Raw genomic sequence first — 20,738 nt, 5'->3', positions numbered from 1 at the left:
TTAAGCGATTTTACCCACTGGCACTCAGGTTAGCGGGTTATCTAGCCGATATAATAAAAAACTCCCGAGTTTCCTCAGGAGTTTCAGAAAAATCGTTGTTAAACTGATGATGATTAAAGTGCGTTAGTAGCACCCTTGTAGACAATCCCGCGACGTGAATCAACGGTGATAATCTGACCATCAGAGATAACGCTGGTAGCATTTTCAGCACCAACGACAACCGGAATACCCATCGCGATGCCGACAACAGCAGCGTGACTGGTCAAGCCGCCTGTTTCAACAACCAAGGCAGCGGCCTTTTCGATTGCTGGCAGGTAATCTTTGTCAGTTGTCTTAACAACCAGAATGTCGCCTTTTTGCATCTTGGCAGCGGCTTCCTGAGCGTTGCTTGCAATGACAGCTTTACCGATTGTAGATTCATCACCGACACCAGAGCCTTGAACCAGCTTGGAACCGATCAGTTGAACCTTCATGACATTAGTCGTACCTGATTCGCCAACTGGAACACCGGCTGTAATCAGAATCAAGTCGCCTTCCTTAGCAAAGCCAAGATCTTGAGCCTTCTTGGTAGCCAAGTCAAACATTGCATCAGTGTTGGCAGGCTTGTCGGCAACAATAGGATAAACACCCCAGTTGACCATCAAACCACGCTGAGTCTTTTCACTGAAGGTAATCGCAAGAATATCAGCCTTAGGACGATACTTGGAGATCATCCGTGCGGTGTAGCCAGATTCAGTAGCAGCAACAATGGTCTTAACACCAAGGTTACGAGCCGTGTGTGCAACACTCTGACCTACTGCTTCGGTAATGTTCTTGTTACTGTATTCCTTCAATGCAAAAGCATCCTGATCCTGCATAGCTGCTTCGGTGTATTCATCAATCCGTGCCATTGCAGCAACAGATTCAACTGGATATTCACCATTAGCAGATTCACCGGAAAGCATGGTTGCATCGGTGCCATCAAAAACAGCGTTAGCAACGTCATTAACTTCGGCACGAGTAGGACGTGGGTTTTCCTGCATGGAATCCAACATCTGGGTAGCGGTAATAACCGGTTTGCCCAAAGCGTTGCACTTCTTGATCAAGCGCTTTTGAACGATCGGAACATGTTCAAACGGAATTTCAACACCCATGTCGCCACGAGCAACCATCAAGCCGTCAGACACTTTCAAGATGTCATCGATATTGTCGATACCTTCTTGAGATTCGATCTTAGGGAAGATTTGGACATTAAGTGCGTTCTTTTCTTCAAGGAGTTCACGAATGTCCAAAACATCTTGAGGCTTACGAACGAAGGATGCAGCAATAAAGTTAATGCCATTGTCCAGACCAAAACGAATATCGTTGGAATCCTTCTCTGTGATACCTGGCAAGTTGATCGCAACACCAGGTGCGTTGACCCCTTTCTTGCCACCAAGAACACCGTCATTTTGAACAACGGTGACAAGTTCGCGGTTCTTCTCATCTTTTTCGGTGATCTTCATGTCGATCAAGCCATCATCGAACAAAACGTGGCCACCAACATGGGTATCATCATAAAGACCAGGATAAGTAACGGCAACCTTTTCCTTAGTACCCTTCAGGCTTGCATCCATGGAGATACGAACCTTATCGCCCGTATGGAATTCAATCTTGCCATTAGGGGTATCCTCAACAGTCGTCCGAATTTCGGCACCCTTTGTATCAAGCATGATACCAACGGTTTTGCCCGTGATCTTTTCAGCTTCGTGAACCATGTTCATCCGTGCCAAATGCTCTTCGTGATCACCATGTGAGAAGTTGAAACGGAAAACGTTGGCACCCGCTTCAATCAACTTAACGATGATATCAGTGGTGTTACTTGCAGGTCCAAGTGTGCTGACGATCTTGGTTTTTTTCATAAATGAAATCGCTCCTTGCAATTATTTAAACAGACGTTAATGTCGTTTGTTTACAAAAATTAAAATGTTAACTCTTCCGCCAAGGTGTAGAGCGAAAGTTCGGCGTGGTGCTTGGCATCAAACAAAGTCCGGACATCATGCGCCGTAATTTTGTTATTTTCAATGCCGACTGCCAACGCACCCTTGCCTTGCAGCAAGAGTTCAACGGCGTAAGCACCCATTTGGGAAGCCAATACGCGGTCACGTGCTGATGGCGCACCACCACGAACGATATGACCTAAAACGGTAGCACGTAACTGGAAATCACCATAGGCAGCAAGTTCCTTGGCAAACTGATCGGCGTGCATCACGCCTTCAGCCAGCAAGATAACCGCATGCTTTTGACCACGTTCACGGGAACTTTGTAACTTCGAAGCAATCTTTTTAACATCGAAGTCGTGTTCGGGGATAATGACATCTTCGGCCCCGCCGGCAACGCCAGACCACAATGCGATGTCGCCTGCTTCACGTCCCATAACCTCAATGACAAAGGTCCGTTCATGGGATGCAGCCGTATCCCGCAACCGATCCACCGCTTCAACCACGGTATTAACCGCCGTATCAAATCCGATCGTGAAATCAGTGTACGGAATATCATTATCAATCGTGCCGGGTAAGCCGATTGTATTGAAACCGTGACGGGTTAGTGCCAATGCACCGTGGTATGAACCATCGCCGCCAATAACAACCAGTGCTTCAATACCGAACTTGTTAAGCTGTTCAACCCCGCGCAATTGGCCTTCTTCTTGAGCAAACTGCGGATAACGGGCGGAGTACAGCATGGTACCGCCACGTTGGATCTTGTCACCAACCGTTGACTCGCTCATTTTAAAAATGTCACCGGCCACTAAACCGGCAAAGCCATAATTGATGCCATATACTTCAAGGCCTTCATGCATCGCCTTGCGAGCAACGGCTCGAACCGCGGCGTTCATGCCTGGAGCATCACCGCCACTGGTCAAAATACCAATGCGTTTCATTATTTCACCTCATGCATATTCTTTTGCGATATGTCCTACCACAAATACTCATTGAGTTTACCACTTTTCTGAAACAAAGTCCCTGAAAATGAGAACATTTTACAATTTTCTCTAGGTTTCCTGCCGTTTTCTTAACACAACATTGTTCGCGCCAAACTGTGTCTTTAACGCATCGATCAGTTCCGTCTGCGCCTTGACCCAGTAACGTTTATCCAGCAAAATGCTTTCGCGGGTGGCAGTATCAACCGTAATGACGGGGGTTGTCCCGTGAGCAGCTTGCAGTTTTTTCAGTAAATCGGTTCGCATCGCCGTATCCTTGGCATCCATGCGAATGAACAATTCCGCGGTCGGCAAATTGGCTAACAATGGCTGGGCATCCTGTATCCGATTGACCACCAATTGCAAATCATCATTGCGCTTCTCGACCCGGCCACTGACTAATACAACCATGTCTTCCGAAAGATTCTCGATCGTTGGATACAAATTGGGAAAGATTGTTAATGACACGTTACCGGTCGCATCCTGACCATCGATAAATGCCATGGGTTTACCGGTTTTGGTTCGAATCCGCTTGATATGCCGGACTAATAGCAAGATGTCAACGGCTCGTCCTTCTTCAAGATCGCTAACATTAATAAGGCGATACTGGGTCTTTAGCGGGGCATACTTATCAACCGGATGCCCGGAGAGATAAACCCCGAGCACTTCTGCTTCTGCCTCTAAGCGCTCGCTCGCCGGCATCTCGGGAACCTCAATGGTCTTTGGCGCTAACATTGAAAATAACCCGACATCATTACCGGCTAACTTAACGGAATTAATCAGCTCATCCAAATTAGCCAGCGTTTGCGCACGGTTATTGCTGAATTGGTCAAAAGCGCCAGCAAGCGTTGGTGCTTTGTAGTAGTCGGTTTTCAACCACTTAGGATCAAGCCGTTGCAATAAATCACGAAGGTCCCTGAACGGTCCATTTTTGCGGGCGGCAAAAATGGCTTCGACAAAATCCCGCCGCATGCCTTTAATTGATAGTAACCCAAAGCGGATCTTTCCTTGGCTCAATTTAAAGCCGCCATTGCTTTGATTGATATCCGGACCAAGTAACCCCACTTTGCGCGCTTTAGCTTCCTGTACATACGTCCGTAGCTTTGGCAGGTTGTTCATGCTGGCGTTCATCAATGCTGCGAAAAAGGCGGCAGGATAGTGAACTTTGAGATAAGCCAGCCAAAACGCCACTTTACTATAGGCCACCGCGTGTGACCGATTGAATCCATAATTAGCAAATCGATCAATATAGGCGTAAACGGTTTTCGCGGTTGCTTCCGGGAAGCCTTGCTTAAGGGCACCTTCAATAAATTTATCCTGTTCCGCAGCTAGAACGGAAGATTTCTTCTTACTCATCGCCCGCCGAAGCAAATCCGCTTCGCCAAGACTGAAACCACCCATGACGTTGGCAACCTGCATGACTTGTTCCTGATAAACCAAGACGCCATAAGTCGGCTTTAGGATTTTGGCCAGCGCTGGGTCCGGATAGGCAATTGGCTCCTGACCGTTTTTGCGCGCAATGAAGGTATCAATGTTCTCCATCGGCCCGGGACGATACAAGGCATTAACCGCTACAACATCTTCAAAAGCAGTTGGTCGTAGTTTGCGTAAAACGTTTTTGATGCCGGATGACTCGAATTGGAAGACCCCATTTGTGTCGCCACGCGCAAATAACGCCAGCGTGGGTTGATCATCAAGCGGGATTGCCTTGGGGTCAAACGGCTTGCCTGTATCGCGGGTGACGAAATGACTTGCTGCTGCCAAGATGTTGAGGTTTTTTAAACCTAAAAAGTCCATCTTCAACAATCCGAGTGCTTCCACATCGTCTTTGGGAACCTGAGTCTGTTCGAGTCCATCGCCACTAGGCTGGAGCGCGACGGTATCAGTCAATGGTTCTTCTGACAAAACAATCCCAGCCGCATGGGTTGAATAATGCCGCGGCAACCCTTCCAAAGCCAAAGCTGTTTGAAAAAGCATCCGATTTTTTGGCGAATCGGCAACCAGATTTTTCAATGGCTGACTTTGTTCGTACGCGGTTTTCAAATCAATATGAAATAAGTTAGGAATAGCTTTACTCCAGGTATTGCTTTCAAATTGACTCAAGCCAAAAACCCGGGCGACATCGCGAATTGCCTGCTTGGCCCCAAAAGTCCCGAATGTAATGATCTGAGCCATATGATTCTTGCCATATTTGTCGTGAACATACTGAATCAACTCACCGCGCCGATTGTCAGGAATATCCAAGTCGATATCCGGCATTTGCGCTCGGGCAGGATTGAGAAATCGTTCGAATAACAGATTATATTCAATCGGGTCGACTTCAGTAATGGCTAGTGCATAACTAACTAAGGAACCTGCTGCAGAACCACGGCCGGCGCCTGTCATAATGTTGACCTTGTGCGCATAATTCATCACGTCCCAGACAACCAAAAAATAGTCCGCAAAGCCCATTTCAATAATGACCCGTAGCTCATACTCCAACCGATCTTGATAAGCCGGCGGAATCGACTGCCCATGAAAGCGCTTGGCCAAACCCGATTCAGCCAACTTGGTCAAATAATCTTTTGAAGACGTTTGATCAGGCGTCTGATAGTGCGGTAACTGGGGCTGTTTAAAATCAATCGTCACATCGGCACGCGCAGCAATTGCTTCAGTCTGTGTCACCGCCGCTTGCAAGCCGGCTTGCACAAACGGCTTGGCCGCATCGGTTGGCGGTTTTAACCACGCTGGCCCGGCATCCGTTAAAACCGGATCGCGAAAGTTTAATTGACTTCCTGCTTCAATTGCCACCATCACCTTTTGCGTAAAGGCATCGGTGGGGTCGCGGTACAAAACATTCCCCAAAGCAAGTAACGGTAACTTTACGGTGTCCGCAAACGCAGGTAATGTTCCTTCAAGATGTTCCTCATCCACACCAATGTACAAGGAGCTTGGTTGCTTAGCTTTTAACGTTGTCAGAAAAGTCTGTGCCTGATCTTCGTGACGCTCAGAAACTGCTACGCCAAAAGGTGAATCGGGCAATGTTACGGCTGCCAGCCCATTCAGCGGCAGCAAATCAGCAAATGCAAGCGGCTGTTGGGCAAGCATAATTTGGGTTGAGAGTTTCAACAATTGATGATAACCGGTATTATTTTCGGCAATCACAAGCAACTTGGCATCGGCAATTTCGATTTGCATCCCTAATAACGGCTTTAACCCCGCCGCTTTTGCCTGCCGATAAAACTCTACTAGGCCATAAACAACATTGGTGTCAGTTAATGCCACGGCTGAATAACCCCGATTTTTTGCGGCCTGAATCAAATCAGGCAGTGCCAAAGGGCTGTGTAATAAGGTATAATTGCTGTGAACCTGTAATTGGGTAAACGTCATCTTGCCACCTCATTTCCATTATACTGGAAAATAATTTAATTTCAGTTGAATTCCTCGATAGTCGTGGTAAGATGACGACAGAAAAGAGGGATTTCATGCGGTATTTACCTACCATCATCTGGGGCGTGATCCTCGGCCAAGTTGTTGGCTTCCTGATTGGCGCCTTGAGCGGCAGCAGTTACGATCCAAAGACAAGTGCCATTGTCAGTGTGATCTTTGTTGTCATTTTATTTTTCTTCCCACCGATTATGCAACATTTTGCTAAGTCAGCGGAAAAACCAGAACATTAAGTAAGGTGCGCCGAACATGTGAATCAAGCGAAGCGGCGCCAAAAAAGCACTCAAGAGATGGCAGACATTTCTCGAGTGCTTTTTTAATGGTATCGTCAACCGCTTAAACTTGGCTACTTGGTTACATAAAGATACAAGTCGGTGGTTGAATAACCCACATCAAACTTAACATTGTTACTCTTAATTGTCTTGATCGTTGTCGAGTTGTTCTTCGATTTGGCATCTTTTGTCAGTTTCTTGAAGTGCGAGAAGACAGTCTTAGCATTAGCTCCGACTGCTGTACTCAACAAGCCAAAACCAGTCGCGAATTGTTCCATCTTCTTACTGTCTTTAAGCACGGACAAAGGCACAACGACGGCAAAGCCCATCGCCTTACCGTTGACGATACTGGCACGATAATTGACGCCAGCCGTTTTTAAAATCGACTGGATGCCGGTTTTAGCGGTGGTTGGTAACTGCTTGCCCCGGGTATTGGCAGTTGCTTGTGCCATCAATGTTTTTAGCGTCTGTGCCTGTTGTGCCGCCGTCAATTTTTCTGCAGGCGTCATCGTTGCCGCACTTTTCTGAAGCTCAGCCGCTGCTGCCTGTCCTTGCTTTAGTTTTGCCTGATCTGCTTTGGAGAGACTCGAAACGGCCAACATTTGATTAAATTTGGTCGCAATAGCAGTGTACTGCCCTAGTGATGTGCCTGCCTTAACGTTGACTTCACGTTTAAGCGATCCCGCTGTTAGTTTGATCTGTTGGGTTGTATCCGTTACCGGTACATTGACCACAAACGTTCCGCTCTTCACCGGCACGCTTCCATTACCGGCTTGACTAGTATAATGAACCCGATCAACCCCGCTCGCACTGCCTTTGATCGTCGCAACCAAACCATTGCGTCCGTAAGTTGCCTTTGTCGTACTTAATTGTTGGCCGCAGCCTACTAGCAGCAGTGCTAATAAACCAATCAGGCCATATTTCCAAAACTTCATGCGGAACATTCCTTTCACTTAACCTAATGATGACGCTCATCAGCATAAGCGTTCACCCGCCACTTGACAAGCAGAATATGACTCAGTGTCACATTGACGGTACCACGGTAAAGTTATGGTCGGCCTCGGCTTTTAAAACCGGATGAGCTTTCAAATAATCAGCAATCAGTTCAGTCATGTCCTTTTGGTTTTCGCGGATAACCTTTTCCGGGCCGAACATGGCAAAATTGCCCCCGCCTGCAGCTCGATATTGGTTCATCACCACGTCATAAGTTTGCGTGCTGACCACGGGCTTGCCATGATAAGTTAGTTTCGTGACGCGCTGTTTAACCGGTTTGGAAATATCCAAAGTATAATCAATGCCTTGGTACATATCGTAATTGTAGTGCTGCGGTTTAGGCCGTTCAAATCGCGGCGTGACCATCAATTGACCCTGAGCATTTAGGGAAAAATAAGTAGCACACTGCTCTAACGCGGCCTTCAGTTCAGCACCAGTCAGCCGCAGCACCGCCAAAGTGTTGGGATAAATATAATTAGTGACAACATCGCGCATCGTGATTATTGAGCCAAAGCCACGCCCTTCATTGTTGAACAAGGCGGTCCCGGAAATATCCGCACCGGTACTTGCCATTTGCACCCGCTGAATGAATTCAATATAAGGTACTTCTTTAACCCGCGCCGCAAATGGATCGTGAATCCGCATATCGCCTTCAACTCGTGCTAATGGTTGATCGAGCCACGTTTCAACGACTTGATTTAACGGTTCTGCTACTTGCTCAATAACTGCGCTGGGATTAACCGTGCCGGCTTTAACCAAAACTGCTTGCTGATCCGTCACTTGATAACCGGTCGTTGTCTGCGCAAGCGTCAGCGTTATCTTTCCGACTGCCTCACCACGATAACCCGGTTGCGTCACCGGCACACCATTGACGATCGCCGCCAACTGTCGATGCTGATGACCGGTGATCAGTGCATCGATTCCCGGTATTTGCGTCAATGCGTAGCCAACATTCTCTCCTGTCAAGCGTTCAGTTGGTTCGCCGGTTTTTAAATTGCGTTCAAACCCGCCATGGTAAGCAACGATCACCACATCTGCTTCTTTGCGCAACCGCGGCACGTAATCGTTCGCAGTGGCAATGACATCCTCAAATTGGAGGTCGGCAATATGTTTGGGTGCCTCCCAATGCGGAATATACGCGGTGGTTAAGCCGAGAACAGCTATTTTGATCCCTGACCGTTCAAAAATCTTATATGGCGCGCCAAACGCTGGTTGACCGGCTTTCGTGATATTGGCATTTAACGTTGGGTAGTTGAGTGTCGCCAACGCTTGACGTAAATAATCGGAACCATAGTTAAATTCATGATTACCGATAATTCCCGCATCATACCCAACCGCATTGTAGATTTGCGTCAACTGTTCAGGCTTCCGACTCATCTTGGCGGCATAATAGGCTAATGGCGAGCCTTGCAACCAGTCACCGTTTTCGATGGTCAGCACAGGCCCTTCTGCCATCGCTTTTTGGGCATCCAAAACCGTTTTGGCCTTGGCCAATGAAAACGGCAGATTCTGGTCGCGTTTAACATAATTCGTTGGCAAAACAAAGCCATGGGTATCACTCGTCGATAAAATGGTCAGCTTCATGCCTTTTTTCCTTTCTCATTAGCAGGGACTTGGGTGAGCGTCAGCAGCTTCTCAACCATCAGTTTTTGCAAAACCGCATTGATGGCTAACGAAACCACGGCATGTTGCGTGGCAGCGGTGCTTGGCTGAACGGTTCGATTAATGGCAACGGTGTCGTTGAAGTCGGAGTTTGCCTGCTCAATGGCACTGATAAAAGTCAAAATGAATGTATCGTAAGCTTGAGCTACCGGGCGGCCTTCTTTAGCAAACTGAATCCCCTTGGCAATGGCATCCAAAGCAAAAACCGGTTTTAACATGGCAATGACCAGTATGTTGGCTAATTGTTCGGGGCGATACTTTTTCTTGACGGGTGCTTGGATGACGCCTTTTTTGACGTAATTATTGACCATAGTCGATGTAATTTCGCCAAAACCAAGTGGCGTCACAATATCATTGACATACTGAATAACCTGATCCATGTAAAGATCAAATTGCGGTAAGTCAGCCCACCGCGGAAATTGGGCTTTTTGAAGCTGGGCTAAGTAATCCGAAAATTGTTTGTTATCAGCCATTGATCGCACCTCTTTTAGTCGTATTATATCATGAGATGTGGTTTTGAAAACTAGATAACCCTCAGTTTCGTCATGAAAGAAATGTTGAACGCCACGTACTGCTGACGTCTAGTGCCGCCATCCTTTGGCGCCAACAAAAAAGCCAACACCCGAGATGTTGGCTTTTTGTTATGCATTTGCGTTGTCGTCAGACTTCTTAACCACTTGTGCACCCTTGTAATAACCCTTAGGTGAAACATGGTGAGAAACACGGTATTCGCCGGTTGCTGCATCGAATTGCAAGTTAGGCACATTCAACTTAATGTGACCGCGGCGCATACGCTTCTTGGTCTTTGACGTTCTGCGTGCTGGAACTGCCATGAGCGGAAAACCCCTTTTTTAGTAAGATTTCTAAACTACTTTATACGGTCGATGATCAAAATGCAAGTCCAATCATCGTCACGCGTGGACAGAAACATGTTCTGTCACAGCAACGCTAATCATACATGAAAAGCGGCGTCAAGGCAAGGGTCTTTACAGAATAATTCAGCTATTACAGGCTTATGACTTCGCTGCTACTTGTTTTGCTTTGAATTGCAGCTGATCATCCGCAACGGTTATGACCACTTCCTGACCGGGCTGAATCGTTCCGCGAATGAGCTCTTTGGCTAACGGCGTTTCAACGGCACTGGTAATTAGACGCTGCAACGGACGCGCACCAAATGCCGGGTCATAGCCCTTATCCGCCAACCAGGTCTGAGCTTCTGGCGTGATGTCCAAACTAATTTGCTGGTCTGCCAAGCGTGTTCCCAGCTCATGCAGATCCTTAACGGCAATCTTCTTAACATCATCTAGTGAAAGTGGATGGAACATGATGATATCGTCAATGCGATTGAGAAATTCCGGTTTAAAAGCTTTACCGATCAACTGACGAACCTGATCCTTAGCTTGCTGACTGACAGTTCCGTCTTTTTGCACGCCATCCAGCAAATATTCAGAGCCGAGGTTAGAGGTCATAATGATGATCGTGTTCTTAAAGTCAACGGTGCGTCCTTGCCCGTCCGTTAACCGCCCATCGTCTAACACTTGCAAAAGAATGTTGAAGACATCCGGATTGGCCTTTTCGATTTCGTCTAATAGGACAATCGTATACGGATTGCGGCGAACTGCTTCGGTTAATTGACCGCCTTGTTCATAACCGACATAACCCGGAGCCGCACCGACCAACCGTGAAACACTCGCCTTCTCCATATATTCGGACATATCAATTCGAACCATGTGTTTTTCAGAATCAAATAGATCCTCGGCCAGCGCTTTTGCGAGTTCGGTCTTCCCCACCCCGGTCGGACCAAGGAAAAGGAAACTCCCTAATGGCCGGCTTGGGTCTTGCAGTCCGGCGCGTGAACGCAAAACCGCATCTGAAACTGCCGTGACGGCTTCATCCTGACCAATGACACGCTGATGCAGATTATCGGCAAGATGCAGCAATTTTTGACGATCGCCTTCAACCAGTTTTGCCACGGGAATACCGGTTTCTCGTGAAATAACAGCAGCAATCTCATTAGCCGTGACACTTTCTTGGACCAGCCAAGACTGCGGCCGATCACTGTGCTCCATTGCCTGCAATTCTTTTTCAAGTTGTGGAATCGTTCCGTGTTGCAGACGAGCAGCCGTTTCCAAATCGTAACGGCTCTGGGCATCTTCCAGTTCGTGTTTGGCTTTGTCGATCGCTGACTTCTTCTCGTTAAGCTGGCGAATGTCCTTCTTTTCAGCTTCCCACTGTGCTTTGAGTTTATTGGTTTTTTCTTTTAAATTTGCCAATTCGGCGTTTGCATTTTCCAGGCGTTTTTTACTTGCGGGATCACTTTCATTCTTTAACGCCTGCTGCTCGATTTCAAGCTGCATCTGCTTACGCTCGGCCACGTCCAGTTCAGTTGGGCGCGAGTTCATTTCAACATTAATCGTGGCACAGGCTTCATCGACTAAATCAATCGCCTTATCCGGTAAAAACCGATCCGTGATGTAGCGATTGGATAATGTCGCGGCAGCCACCAACGCCGAATCATGAATGCGCACTTTGTGAAAAATTTCAAACCGTTCCTTCAAGCCCCGTAAAATACTGATCGTATCTTCCACAGTTGGCTCTTGTACCAGCACCCGTTGGAATCGGCGCTCTAATGCTTTATCTTTTTCAATATTTTCGCGATATTCGTCCAGCGTCGTCGCACCGATTAAATGTAACTCGCCACGTGCCAGCATCGGTTTAAGCAAATTGCCGGCATCCATTGATCCCTCAGCTTTGCCAGCACCGACAATGTTATGAATTTCGTCAATGAACAGAATGATTTGACCTTCACTCTTTTTGACTTCTTTCAAAACGGCCTTCAGACGCTCTTCAAATTCACCGCGATACTTGGCACCGGCAACCAAACTGCCCATGTCGAGGGAAATAATCGTTTTATTCTTTAGATTGTCTGGCACGTCATTTTTAACGATACGCTGCGCCAAGCCCTCCACAATCGCTGTTTTACCAACACCCGGTTCTCCGATCAGAACTGGGTTATTCTTGGTTTTGCGACTTAAAATCCGAATCACATCGCGGATTTCTTCATCGCGACCGATAATGGGATCCATCTTGCCGCTGCGTGCTTCTTTAACCAGATCAGTCCCGTATTTTTCAAGACTCTTATAATTAGCCTCAGCGTTTTTACTGGTAACTTTCTCGCCGCCGCGAATCTCGGTAATGACTGCCCGCAGCTTTTTGGCGTCAACTTTGGCATCATCCAATAAATAGCGGGTAATCGTGTTGTAACGCTGCTCATAGAGTGCCAGTAACAGCGCCTCGGTAGAAACATACGTATCACCAAACTCATCTTTGATCGTATCGGCATCACTTAACATCTGCGCCAGATTCTGCGACATGTTTTGGCCGTATCCGCTTGCGCCTTCAATCACCGGCTCTGCGTCAATCGCAGCGTCAATCGCGGCATTTAACCCGTGAATGTTGACACCAGCTTCACGATAAATCTGCTCAGCTAATTGATTAGGCTGCACCAGACTTTTCATGACGTGGGGAATATCGATTTCTTGATGGTGGCGGACTTGGGCAATTTGTTGGGCAGCACCCAAGGCTTCAGCCACCGCTTGCGTAAAATTATCTGGATTCATCCATCATGCCTCCATAACTGTTCATTGTTTTCAAATTCACTTTACGATATTGGTCAGTTAAGGTCAAACTATTTTAAATAAAAAACGCGAACAAAATATCCGCGTCGTTTCGTTTAGTTTTTGGATGTATCAGAAGGCGTTTCTTTTGGTGCCTGAACCGGTTTCGGCGCCGGTTTTTCGTTTTTGTTTGTCTTGGTCAATTCCGTTACGCGCTGTTGAAGTTCTTTGATCTGCTTCTTAGCGCTCGCAACGGCACTGGTGGAGATTAACCAGGTTACCACCGCACCGATCAGTACGGATACTGCGATAATCACAATCAGCGGCCATTCTAACTGAATGCCGAAGAAGTTAACGGACACCCCTTGGCCGTTCAGTAAAGCAAAAATAATCAAGATTAAGGCAAGAACCAGTCCGATAATAAAACGTTGCTGACTTTTCATGTGAGCCACCCCTTTATTTTTTATTAAGCATACCACCGGCTAGCCAGTCACCGATACCTGGAAATAATGTGTATAGTTTGGCACCCAGATTCATCACGCGCGGTGCATTGATTTCCCGCACCGGATGGTCAAATGTCCCAACGATTCGGCGCGCAAGTTGATCCGGATCCAATGCCAGCCAGGAAACGGTTGCGAGATAATCCAAAGCACCGGCTGCCTTGAAAAAATCCGTCGCAATCGGACCGGGATTAACCGTCGTGACATGAACGCCAAATGGTTTAAGTTCAAGTCGCAATCCGTTGCTATAACCGATCACTGCAGATTTTGTTGCTGAATAAATGGCTGATTTTGGGGTAGCCATTTTACCAGCCATTGAGGCAACATTAATAATCTGTCCCTGACCGCGTATTGCCATATCACGACCCAACAGTTTGGTCAGATACATAACACCTAAAACATTAACCCGAAACATCCGTTCGACTAACCGCATATCCGTGTCAAAAGCATTTTCAAAGTGACCAAAACCGGCTGCATTAACCAAAACATCAACCGATCCAACCGTTTCGTGAATTTGATCAACCGCCGCTTCAATTGCCACCGGATCACCCACATCCACTGGAAAAGCATAAGCCGGATGTCCGGAAAGCGCTGTTGCTTCAGCCTGAGCCTGACGTAATTTATCTCGGCGCCGCGCCAAAAATACAACCGTCGCACCATTTTTCGCCGCCTCGAGTCCGATCGCCTTTCCCAAGCCAGCCGATCCGCCAGAAATGACAACGGTCAGATGTTTTTTCACCATAAAGTTCCCTCCTGAGCACGTGTGAGTGTGAACTGGTACCGATAATCGTCAAAAAGTAAGGAGTCGTGACGCGTCCCTATACTTCTGCGCCAGTTTTCGCATTTCAACTCGGTATATTGCCCAATTTTCCCGTAATCTTCAACAACGCTTGCCTGATGTCTCATCAAACCGGAATCGTCATTTAGCAGAAACTGTCGGTTGCAGTTGCGGGCTTGCAAATGGAATGTTAATTTCCTCCAAATCTCTGACAACATGCGTTTGCGGGAAAATATGCCGTGCACTTTTTTCTAACATTGCCACACCAGGGCCAAGATAGCGTGCCGAAATATGATTTAACAACAGCCGACCAACGCCAGCTCGTTTCGCCAACTCGGCTGCCTGAAGATTCGTACTGTGATAATACTGCTTGGCCAGTTGACTTTCATCCGGACCAAACGTGCTTTCATGAACCAAGACATCTGCCCCGGCTGCTAATGGTAAGGCCCGACGACACATACGCGTGTCGCCAAAAATGGCCACTGTTCGGCCGGGTTGCGCGGATCCGATGAAGTCATGACCATCAAAAGTCCGGCCATCCGGTAATGTGACGGTTTTGCCTGCTTTCAACGAAGCATAAACCGGTCCAGCCGGAATCTTGGCGGCGCGGACCTTATCAATCAATAACTCGCCCGGGTGTGGTTTTTCTTCAACTCGAAATCCAAAACTGGTAATCCGATGATCAAGCCGATCAAAACTGACTTTAAAGGTCTGATCATCAAAAATCACGCCTGGATGTCGCAACAATACAAATTTAATTGCATAACTCAAATGACTCTGAGAAACCTTCAAACTCGTCTTAACAAAGTCCTCAATCCCCGGAGGTCCATAAATCGTTAACGGTTCAGTGCCGCCTTGATTTGCCCGACTAGCTAAAAAGCCCGGTAAGCCAAAAATATGATCACCATGCAAATGGGTAATAAATACTTTGGCAATTTTCCTTGGTTTAATCGTGGTCTGTAAGATTTGATGCTGAGTTCCTTCGCCCACATCAAACAACCAAACCTCATTGCGCTCGTCAAGCAACTTGAGCGCCAAACTGCTAACATTGCGGACTTTGGAAGGTGAACCTGCGCCTGTCCCCAAAAATTGAATTTCCATACCATACTTCCTATTCTGTCAAACTTCACTTTGTAGTCTACCACAAGTTCTCTGCGATTATCCCGGAATCATTGCTGTCATAGACTTTCACGCCGTCTATTTTTTCTAAACCGAGTCGCCAATATTATAAAAAATCGAGCTTAGAGAATGGCATGACCTCTAGGCTCGATTTAACTGAACAATGACCGTTCACTAAAGAACGTCATAAAAACGGCTATTCATTAATCTTTTCCAAAATAGTTTTGGCAACAAATGCCGCATACTCGGGATTGCCGGTTGGATTCATATGCACCATATCATTGTAAAACCAGTCAGGATGACCATCGGATTTATGGAACCAGTCAATAACCGTCAGATTTTTGTACTGCTTTTGGGCAGCATCTAATTTGCCATTGACATCATTTTGCCATGCGCGGGTCGGTACGCGAACATTAATCCAGAAAACCTGACGATCAGGTCCGATGGCTTGCATCATTTGGGCTAATTGATCGTCCGAAAACGGTCCATTAGTCCCAAGACCGATCACAACGATATTTGCCAACACGCCTTTTTCAGCATAACTGCGCACCAAGTCAATGCTATTGATCATTTGTCGGGAAACCGCGGCATCAATCACCGCTTTTGGGAAAAGCTGTTGAAGTCCCGGCTCACCGTCAAGCATAACTGAGTCACCGACTGCCGTGAAGGTAACATCCTGAGCTTGCTGAAGTTGAATTTGGGTTAGCCCATAACGTTCATAGTCCTGATTCACCGGCTTTGTTTTGGCCTGCGAAGCGTATCTGGATTGTTGCGCGCGCGAACTTGACGACTCATTGGCCTTATTTTTATCCGCTTTTTTCTGCTCTGACAGACTGGAGCGCATTGCTTCCAGACGTTTAGCCTTTTCTTTAGCCGACTCACTGTGTCGCTTCAACTGCTTTGCCAGAGGTGAATTATCACCGACCGCCTTGGCTGAAGGTGCCTTAGCAAGGCCAACGCTCCCAATTGCCAAAATAATAACAGCGGCATAACTGATCCAACGGGCCATACCCATTCGTTTTTTGGGGTCAACCAGTGCCTTAAGAAAGTCCCAGGTTTTATGATAATCAAAATGCGCGGCCGGCTGCTCAATCAACCGATAAGAAATCTCTGTAATCAGAACAATCAAAATCACTTCAATCACAGGATATAAAACCGGATGATCGGCAATGTTGCGGAAACGATTCTCCCAGAAGATCATGACCGGAAATTGATAGAGATAAAGACCATAACTGCGACTGCCGATATAACTAAACAGCGGGTTCGTCAACAAGCGATCAAAATGTGCGGCCGGATGCGCAACCACTGCAACCAAAATCGTTGTCAAAATGGAGAAAAGGACCATGCCCCCTTCATAAAGAAAACTACTCTGGGCATCGACCGTGAAAACCATCGTCAGTAACCCAACAAGGCTCACCGTTCCGATTAGATCGAGGCTAAAAACCCATTTGCGGGGTAAATGCGTCGATAACCGACTGCTCGGCCAAATAAAGGCAAGTGCCGCACCGAATAGAATGGAAAACGCACGGGTATCCGTCCCGTAGTAAAGCCGACTTGGGTCAAAAGCCGCTGGCGATGTGTGGGCAACCGTCATCATGTACAAGATCGCCATCCACGCGCCGCTAACAGCTGCCAGAATCAGGACAATATTGGCAATCTGATGCCGATTTTTAACCAACAATAGTAAGCCCAGAACCAAAAACGGCCAAATAAGATAATACTGACCTTCTATTGAGAGCGTCCACAAGTGCGTAAACGGCGATTCTCCATTCGCATAGCGGGCGAAATAGGATTGTCCATTTAAAATCTGCCACCAGTTATAAACGTATAACAGGTTTGTCAGAACCATCATATGCAGGTTATGCAATAGATTCTGCGAGAAAAGCGTAATATAGGCCGCCGTACCAAACAACACGGTGGTAAGCGCCGGATAAAGTCGCTTAAATCGGCGAATAAAAAAACTTTTAAAGTCAATGTGCCGATAGCGGTCAAATTCTATCAGGAGGCCATCCGTAATTAAATAACCGGAAACTACCATGAAAATTGGGACGCCCAGATATCCGCCCCTAAAAAGTTCAGGACGTAAATGATATAAAATAACACCAATAACACCAATTGTCCGTAACCCGTCGAATCCATGGATATACCGACGCTTTCGTTTGCGCGTCTGTTTCACTTGAGGCCCCACCATTCTTTATAAAATTAATTCTTTACAACATGCTGCTCGAAGATTATTCAACAAACTCAAAAGTAAAATCATCAATAGCGACTAAATCGCCGCTTTGTGCACCGGCCTCACGCAAGGCATCGTCAACGCCCATGCTCCGTAATTGGCGTGCAAACCGCATGACGCCGTCTTCATGATCAAGATTGGCCATTTTAAATGCCCGCTCCACCTTCTCGCCGGTTAGAACAAAGGTACCGTCACTATCACGCGTCACTTTCAATGCTGGTTCCGGCGTGTACTTGTACTCGGTCGATTGAACCGGTTCCTGTTTTGGCTCGAATTGCGGCGCCGTCTTCAAGACTGTTGCGGTTTTATGCATCAAAGGCATGACGCCGCGGTGGGTCAGGCTTGAAATTTCAAAAATATTAGCCGGATCAATGCCGCGATCAACTAAAGCTGCCTTAAAGCTGGCAAACCGTTCCGCTGCACCCCGCAAATCCATCTTGGTGGCAACAATCAGTTCAGGACGCTTTAAGATATTTTCGTCATAAGCGCCTAATTCTTTACGGATTTGATCATAATCTTCCAGCGGCTCACGGCCATTTTCCGGATCCATCTCAACTAGGTGCAACAAGACCCGAGTCCGTTCAACATGGCGCAAAAATTGGATGCCTAAGCCAACACCCTGTGAAGCGCCCTCAATCAAACCCGGCAAATCAGCCATTACAAAATCGGTGCCATCATCCAACTGCACCATTCCCAAATTGGGAACGAGCGTTGTAAACTGATAGGCAGCAATTTTAGGCTTAGCTTGGGTTACCACCGACAACAAGGTGGACTTACCGACAGACGGAAAGCCAACCAAACCGACGTCAGCCAGCACTTTCAATTCCAGCTTAATAAACCGATGCTGGCCGGGTTCACCGTTTTCCGCAATTTCCGGAGCGGTATTTTTAGGCGAGACAAAGTGAATGTTGCCGCGTCCACCCCGACCGCCTTTTGCCACGACCAACTCTTGCCCCGGTGCAGTAAGATCGCCGAGGACTTCACCAGTATCAGCGTCCGTGACCGTTGTCCCAGCTGGTACGGCAATTCGGCGATCTTCGGCGGCGCGACCATACATCGACTTGCCTTGGCCGTTACCCCCGGCTGGCGCTTTAAAGTGCCGTTGATAGCGAAAATCCATTAAGGTTCGTAAGCCTTCATCAACATATAAAATAATGCTGCCACCGCGGCCGCCGTCACCACCGGCTGGTCCGCCAAACGGCACGAACTTCTCGCGCCGAAACGCGACCATGCCATCACCGCCTTTGCCCGCCTGAACTTCTACTTGTACCTGATCGACAAACATTGGCGATCCCCTTTCTGAAAAAACATAATTTTTAATTATACGCGTTATCGCGCTGTTCGCATAGTAAATCAGATGCCTTTTTCATTTTAACACGTCCAAGACAAGGACTCACACTTCAAGCGCAACAATATCGTAAAAATGTAAAGCAAAATGAAAAGGTTCGAATTGTGACAGCAGTGAATGTTTTTAACGGTTTTAGGTTGATTTTGAACGTTTCATCAGTATAATGAAGGACGAGGTGAAACGAAAGTGCTTACAGAAGAACGGCGACAATACATCCTTGCTCAATTGCAACAACATACCGTCATTAAATCTAAAGCGTTAATGGCCGCGTTGGATGCATCGGAATCAACCATTCGTCGCGATCTGGATGAACTTGAAGCAGCCGGCGAACTTAAACGGATCCATGGCGGGGCCAAACGTGTCAACGGTCTTGGCGATGAACCGGACGTGGCAAGTAAGTCAACGCAAAACTTACGGGCAAAACAAACCATTGCTCATGCCGCTGCTCGCCAAGTTGAACAAGACGATCTGGTCTTTTTGGATGCCGGGACGACCACTGCCCAGTTGATTCCTTTTTTGGCCGATCTTGGGGTCACGGTTATTACGACCGGGGTTGATAATGCCTCATTGTTAGCTGATTATCAAATTCCGACCTTAATGCTTGGCGGTATGGTCAAGTCAGCAACCAAGGCGCTGATTGGCGCAACGACTGCGGAAGCACTTCATCATTATCGTTTCGATATCGCCTTTATCGGTACAAATGGTATTCACCCTGAATTTGGGAACACCACACCCGATCCGGAAGAAGCCGTGATCAAGCGCTTGGCCATTCACCAAGCGCGTCAACCGATCATTCTCGCAGATCCAAGTAAGTTCGAACAGGTCAGTTTCGTCAAATTCGCCGATATTGGCGATGCAACCATCCTGACCAGTTCACTACAAGGGCTTCCAGCGAGCTATCAAAGGTATCAAAATATTAAGGAGGTTCATTCTTGATCTACTCAGTTACGCTCAACCCTTCGATTGATTATGTCATTGAGTTGCCTCGGCTTAACCTTGGCGCTGTCAATCGTTTGGCCCACGACGTTAAATTGCCAGGTGGAAAAGGCATCAATGTGAGTCGTATATTACAAACACTCGGCTTGCCCACAACTGCCTGGGGATTCCTTGGCGGATTCACCGGGACGTTTATTCAAGATAAGTTAGACGCGCTTGCCATGCCTTGCGATTTTACAAAAGTCAAAGGTGATACCCGGATTAACGTCAAGCTCAAAGCAGAATCGGAAACCGAACTCAACGCCAGCGGCCCTGCTATCAGCGAGACCGAAATTGCCGACTTTAAAGCTAAGCTGGCCAACCTAAAATCAGGTGATGTCGTTATTATGTCCGGAAGTTTGCCTAAAGGATTACCAAGCACATTTTATCGGGACCTTATCCCCTTAATTCATGCGCATGACGCAGACTTCGTGATTGACACCACCGGTCAGGCACTACTGGATACCCTTCCCGATCATCCCCTTGTTGTGAAACCAAATCACCATGAATTAGCTGCTCTGTTCAATGACGCACCATATACCAGTCATGAGGCAATTATCAAAGCCGGTCGCCGCTTACTTGATTTAGGCGCACAACATGTTTTGATCTCGATGGCAGGCGGTGGTGCCCTCATGATTGAGCAGGATCATGCCTGGTTCGGTAACGTACCAAAGCAACCTGCTGTGAACTCGGTCGGTGCAGGCGACAGTATGTTAGCGGGTTTCACCGGAACTTTTGCGCAAACACATGATGTTCTGGAAAGCTTTAAGGTTGGAATCGCATGCGGTTCTGCAACTGCTTTTTCTGAGGATCTTGCCACTGCCGATAAGATCGCTGCCGTCAAGCAGACGATTAACATTAAAGAAGTTTAGGAGGA

General features: G+C 47.3%; 16 protein-coding genes. 3 read left to right on the top strand and 13 right to left on the bottom strand.

Annotated elements, in window-relative coordinates; all coding sequences use genetic code 11:
* Positions 1-113: 113 nt before the first annotated feature.
* The 3 genes from pyk to dnaE form a co-directional block, all read right to left on the bottom strand.
* Positions 114-1,880 (bottom strand): pyruvate kinase, encoded by a 1,767-nt coding sequence (gene pyk / locus ACWP87_RS00590; RefSeq protein WP_005686460.1) that lies wholly within the window; start codon positions 1,878-1,880, stop codon positions 114-116.
* A gap of 59 nt (positions 1,881-1,939) precedes the next feature.
* Positions 1,940-2,899 carry a 6-phosphofructokinase gene (gene pfkA / locus ACWP87_RS00585; protein WP_005686462.1) on the bottom strand — a complete coding sequence of 320 codons (960 nt, stop codon included), beginning with the start codon at positions 2,897-2,899 and terminating at the stop codon, positions 1,940-1,942.
* Positions 2,900-3,010: 111 nt separating this feature from the next.
* A complete protein-coding gene (gene dnaE, locus ACWP87_RS00580) occupies positions 3,011-6,307 on the bottom strand; it encodes a DNA polymerase III subunit alpha (protein ID WP_014569626.1) in 3,297 nt (1,098 codons plus the stop codon).
* 95 nt (positions 6,308-6,402) lie between these two features.
* On the opposite strand from dnaE, the gene ACWP87_RS00575 reads away from it, so the two are divergent.
* Positions 6,403-6,597, top strand: coding sequence for a YjzD family protein (locus ACWP87_RS00575; RefSeq protein ID WP_005686465.1), 195 nt, complete (start codon positions 6,403-6,405; stop codon positions 6,595-6,597).
* 113 nt (positions 6,598-6,710) lie between these two features.
* On the opposite strand, the gene ACWP87_RS00570 is transcribed toward ACWP87_RS00575, so the two are convergent.
* The 10 genes from ACWP87_RS00570 to obgE all read right to left on the bottom strand — a co-directional run bounded on the left by ACWP87_RS00570 (position 6,711) and on the right by obgE (position 18,823).
* Positions 6,711-7,571: a hypothetical protein gene (locus ACWP87_RS00570; RefSeq protein ID WP_014569625.1), complete on the bottom strand. Its 861-nt coding sequence runs from the start codon at positions 7,569-7,571 to the stop codon at positions 6,711-6,713.
* Between the two features lie 88 nt (positions 7,572-7,659).
* Positions 7,660-9,213 (bottom strand): bifunctional metallophosphatase/5'-nucleotidase, encoded by a 1,554-nt coding sequence (locus ACWP87_RS00565; RefSeq protein ID WP_014569624.1) that lies wholly within the window; start codon positions 9,211-9,213, stop codon positions 7,660-7,662.
* Entirely contained in the window at positions 9,210-9,764 is a 555-nt protein-coding gene (locus tag ACWP87_RS00560) for a DUF1836 domain-containing protein (protein ID WP_005686471.1), read from the bottom strand. The genes ACWP87_RS00565 and ACWP87_RS00560 overlap by 4 nt, the downstream gene beginning before the upstream one ends.
* A 168-nt stretch (positions 9,765-9,932) precedes the next feature.
* On the bottom strand, positions 9,933-10,124 hold the full coding sequence (gene rpmF, locus ACWP87_RS00555) for a 50S ribosomal protein L32 (protein ID WP_005686472.1): 192 nt from the start codon (positions 10,122-10,124) through the stop codon (positions 9,933-9,935).
* A gap of 180 nt (positions 10,125-10,304) precedes the next feature.
* Positions 10,305-12,911 (bottom strand): ATP-dependent chaperone ClpB, encoded by a 2,607-nt coding sequence (gene clpB, locus ACWP87_RS00550; RefSeq protein WP_014569623.1) that lies wholly within the window; start codon positions 12,909-12,911, stop codon positions 10,305-10,307.
* Between the two features lie 113 nt (positions 12,912-13,024).
* Positions 13,025-13,351 carry a LapA family protein gene (locus tag ACWP87_RS00545; protein WP_005686475.1) on the bottom strand — a complete coding sequence of 109 codons (327 nt, stop codon included), beginning with the start codon at positions 13,349-13,351 and terminating at the stop codon, positions 13,025-13,027.
* Positions 13,352-13,364: 13 nt separating this feature from the next.
* The gene (locus tag ACWP87_RS00540) at positions 13,365-14,150 is read right to left on the bottom strand and encodes an SDR family NAD(P)-dependent oxidoreductase (protein ID WP_014569622.1); all 786 of its coding nucleotides are present in this window, start codon (positions 14,148-14,150) and stop codon (positions 13,365-13,367) included.
* A 177-nt stretch (positions 14,151-14,327) separates the two neighbouring features.
* Complete coding sequence (rnz, locus tag ACWP87_RS00535) at positions 14,328-15,287, bottom strand: ribonuclease Z (RefSeq protein WP_005686481.1); 960 nt, start codon at positions 15,285-15,287, stop codon at positions 14,328-14,330.
* A 214-nt stretch (positions 15,288-15,501) separates the two neighbouring features.
* Entirely contained in the window at positions 15,502-17,496 is a 1,995-nt protein-coding gene (locus ACWP87_RS00530; RefSeq protein WP_029943882.1) for an acyltransferase family protein, read from the bottom strand.
* 40 nt (positions 17,497-17,536) lie between these two features.
* Positions 17,537-18,823 (bottom strand): GTPase ObgE, encoded by a 1,287-nt coding sequence (gene obgE, locus ACWP87_RS00525; RefSeq protein ID WP_005686485.1) that lies wholly within the window; start codon positions 18,821-18,823, stop codon positions 17,537-17,539.
* Positions 18,824-19,072: 249 nt separating this feature from the next.
* On the opposite strand from obgE, the gene ACWP87_RS00520 reads away from it, so the two are divergent.
* Both ACWP87_RS00520 and pfkB read left to right on the top strand, forming a co-directional pair.
* Positions 19,073-19,822, top strand: coding sequence for a DeoR/GlpR family DNA-binding transcription regulator (locus ACWP87_RS00520; protein WP_005686487.1), 750 nt, complete (start codon positions 19,073-19,075; stop codon positions 19,820-19,822).
* On the top strand, positions 19,819-20,733 hold the full coding sequence (gene pfkB, locus ACWP87_RS00515; RefSeq protein ID WP_014569620.1) for a 1-phosphofructokinase: 915 nt from the start codon (positions 19,819-19,821) through the stop codon (positions 20,731-20,733). The genes ACWP87_RS00520 and pfkB overlap by 4 nt, the downstream gene beginning before the upstream one ends.
* The last annotated feature ends 5 nt before the right edge of the window (positions 20,734-20,738 follow it).

The sequence above is a fragment of the Lacticaseibacillus sp. 22 genome, from assembly GCF_055413445.1.
This window is presented reverse-complemented; position numbering and strand designations above follow the sequence as displayed.

Coding starts and splice junctions, on each gene's coding strand:
- ACWP87_RS00565 (WP_014569624.1), bottom strand. CDS start 9,213: ATGAAGCTGACCATTTTATCGACGAGTGATACCCATGGCTTTGTTTTG.
- dnaE (WP_014569626.1), bottom strand. CDS start 6,307: ATGACGTTTACCCAATTACAGGTTCACAGCAATTATACCTTATTACAC.
- pyk (WP_005686460.1), bottom strand. CDS start 1,880: ATGAAAAAAACCAAGATCGTCAGCACACTTGGACCTGCAAGTAACACC.
- pfkA (WP_005686462.1), bottom strand. CDS start 2,899: ATGAAACGCATTGGTATTTTGACCAGTGGCGGTGATGCTCCAGGCATG.
- ACWP87_RS00570 (WP_014569625.1), bottom strand. CDS start 7,571: ATGAAGTTTTGGAAATATGGCCTGATTGGTTTATTAGCACTGCTGCTA.
- ACWP87_RS00540 (WP_014569622.1), bottom strand. CDS start 14,150: ATGGTGAAAAAACATCTGACCGTTGTCATTTCTGGCGGATCGGCTGGC.
- rpmF (WP_005686472.1), bottom strand. CDS start 10,124: ATGGCAGTTCCAGCACGCAGAACGTCAAAGACCAAGAAGCGTATGCGC.
- ACWP87_RS00560 (WP_005686471.1), bottom strand. CDS start 9,764: ATGGCTGATAACAAACAATTTTCGGATTACTTAGCCCAGCTTCAAAAA.
- obgE (WP_005686485.1), bottom strand. CDS start 18,823: ATGTTTGTCGATCAGGTACAAGTAGAAGTTCAGGCGGGCAAAGGCGGT.
- rnz (WP_005686481.1), bottom strand. CDS start 15,287: ATGGAAATTCAATTTTTGGGGACAGGCGCAGGTTCACCTTCCAAAGTC.
- ACWP87_RS00545 (WP_005686475.1), bottom strand. CDS start 13,351: ATGAAAAGTCAGCAACGTTTTATTATCGGACTGGTTCTTGCCTTAATC.
- clpB (WP_014569623.1), bottom strand. CDS start 12,911: ATGAATCCAGATAATTTTACGCAAGCGGTGGCTGAAGCCTTGGGTGCT.
- ACWP87_RS00530 (WP_029943882.1), bottom strand. CDS start 17,496: ATGGTGGGGCCTCAAGTGAAACAGACGCGCAAACGAAAGCGTCGGTAT.
- ACWP87_RS00575 (WP_005686465.1), top strand. CDS start 6,403: ATGCGGTATTTACCTACCATCATCTGGGGCGTGATCCTCGGCCAAGTT.